This window comes from Actinomadura sp. 9N215 (genome assembly GCF_044326345.1).
Taxonomy (GTDB): Bacteria; Actinomycetota; Actinomycetes; order Streptosporangiales; family Streptosporangiaceae; genus Spirillospora.
The window spans coordinates 1-2,121 of sequence record NZ_JBIRBA010000068.1 but is presented as its reverse complement, the minus strand read 5'-3'; the positions used below and the strand labels follow the sequence as shown (position 1 = coordinate 2,121).

1 protein-coding gene is annotated in these 2,121 nt (G+C 77.2%); it reads left to right on the top strand.

All coding sequences use genetic code 11. The features are described 5' to 3' along the window. Positions 1-2,121: condensation domain-containing protein (locus tag ACH34T_RS44540; protein ID WP_396027084.1), on the top strand; the 2,121-nt coding region annotated here is incomplete at both ends.

Below are 2,121 nucleotides of genomic sequence, written 5' to 3'. Positions count from 1 at the left end.
TCTCGGACTCGGGGAGCTGGCCGCCGACGCGGGCTTCTTCGCGCTCGGGGGCGACTCCCTCCTCGCCGCGCGGGCGCTGACCCGGCTGCGCGAGCACCACGGCCTCGACCTGTCCTACGGCGAGCTGGTCCGGGACCCCACCCCGGCCGGGATCGCCGCCACCGCCCGCCGTGTCGCCATCGCGGGCGGCCCGGCTCCGGGGCTCGACGGACCGTCCTCCAGCCCCCACCCACCGCCATCCAACGGACGAGCTCCGCTCGACGCCCCGTCCTCCAGCCCCCACCCACCGCCATCCAACGGACGAGCTCCGCTCGACGCCCCGTCCTCCAGCCCCCACCCACCGCCATCCAACGGACGAGCTCCGCTCGACGGCCCGGCTCCGCTGACGGACGGCCAGCGGCGCCTGTGGTTCCTGCACCGGCTGAACCCGGACCGCGCCGACTACCACCTGCCGCTCGTCCACGTCCTCGAAGGGGAACCCGACCTGCGGCGGCTCCACGACGTCTTCGCCGGGCTCGCGCTCCGCCACGACATCCTCCGCACCCGGTTCGTCGCGGAGGCGGGCGAGCCGCTCCAGGTCGCCGACCCCGCGGACGGGTCGCCGCTGCGCGTGGTCGACGTCCGGTCCGCCGCCGACCCGGAGGAGGCGGCGCGGCGCGTCCTCGCCGAGGCGGCGGCGGAGCCGTTCGACCTCGCGGCCGGGCACCCGATCAGGGCGGTGGCCGTCCGGGTCGCCGACGCCGACACGCGCCTCGCGACCGTCCTGCACCACATCGCGGCCGACGCGCGGTCCCTGGAGGTCATCGTCCGGGACCTGTCCGGGGACGGGGAGCCGCCCGCCCCGAAGGCGCGCTACGCCGACCACGCCGTGCGGCGGCGCGCCCGGGACGTCGACCCCGCCGACCGCGCCTACTGGACGGAGCGGCTGCGCGGCCTGGAGCCCCTGACGCTGCCCGCCGACCGGCCACGCGGCCCGGCGGGCGCGGGCCCTTCCCACGGCGCGGAAGTCCGGCGGCCGCTCCCGCCGCACCTGGCAGGCGCACTCACGGATCTCGCGCGGCGGCTGAACACCACGCCTTACACGGTGCTGCTCGCCGCCTTCCACGTCCTCCTCGGGCGGTACTGCGGGACCTCCGACGTCGCCACGGCGGCGTTCCTGGAGGAACGGCCCCATCCCGACCTGGAGGACGTGGTCGGCTTCTTCGTCGAGACCGTCGTCGTCCGGACCGGACCGGCCCCCGGCAAGGCCTTCGCGCGCTACGCGGCGGAGGTGCACGGCCACGTCGCCGACGCCCGCACGCACGCCGCGATGCCGTTCGGACGCCTCGTGGAGGAGCTGCGCCCCGGCCGCGACCGGGGCGGCGATCCGTTCGCCCGCGTGTCGTTCGCGCTGGAGAACGCGCCCGCCCCCGCCGTGATCGCGGGTCTGCGGGCGACGCCGCTGCCGCCGCCCCCGCTTCCGGTGAAGTACGACCTGGCCGCGACGGTCATGATCGGGGACACCGCCGCGGAAGGGGACGCCGCCGCGGAACTGGTCTTCGCGTACCGCCCGGACCTGTTCGACCCCGCGACCGTGGCCGCCTGGGCGGACGCCTACGAGCGGCTCCTCACCGCCGTCGCGGCCGACGCGGAACGTCCTCTCGCGGAACTGGCGCGCGCGAGCGAGGACGCGCCCGGCACGGCCGAGGTTGCGGTACCCGTTCCCGAGGACACCGCGGACCGGCTCGTCGCCGCCTGGTCCCTGAGGACGCCGCAGGCCGTCGCCCTGACCTCGGGCGATCGCGACATCACCCACGGGGAACTCGGCGCGGCGGCGGCGCGCCTCGCCCGCGTCCTGCGCCGGGACCACGGCGTCGGCCCCGAGATCCCGGTCGGCGTCCATCTTGAGGCGGGTCCGGAACTGGTCGTCTGCCTCCTCGCGGTGCTGGGCGCGGGCGGCGTCTACGTTCCGCTCGATCCCGCGCACCCGCGGGCCAGGCAGGCGGCGGCCCTCGCGGCCGTCCGCCCGGCGGTCGTCCTGACGGACGAGCGGCTGAGGGAACGCCTGCCCGGGACCTCGACCGAGGTCGTCGTGATCGACCCGTTCCAGCCGGACCCCGACCCGCCCGCCCCCGACCTGCC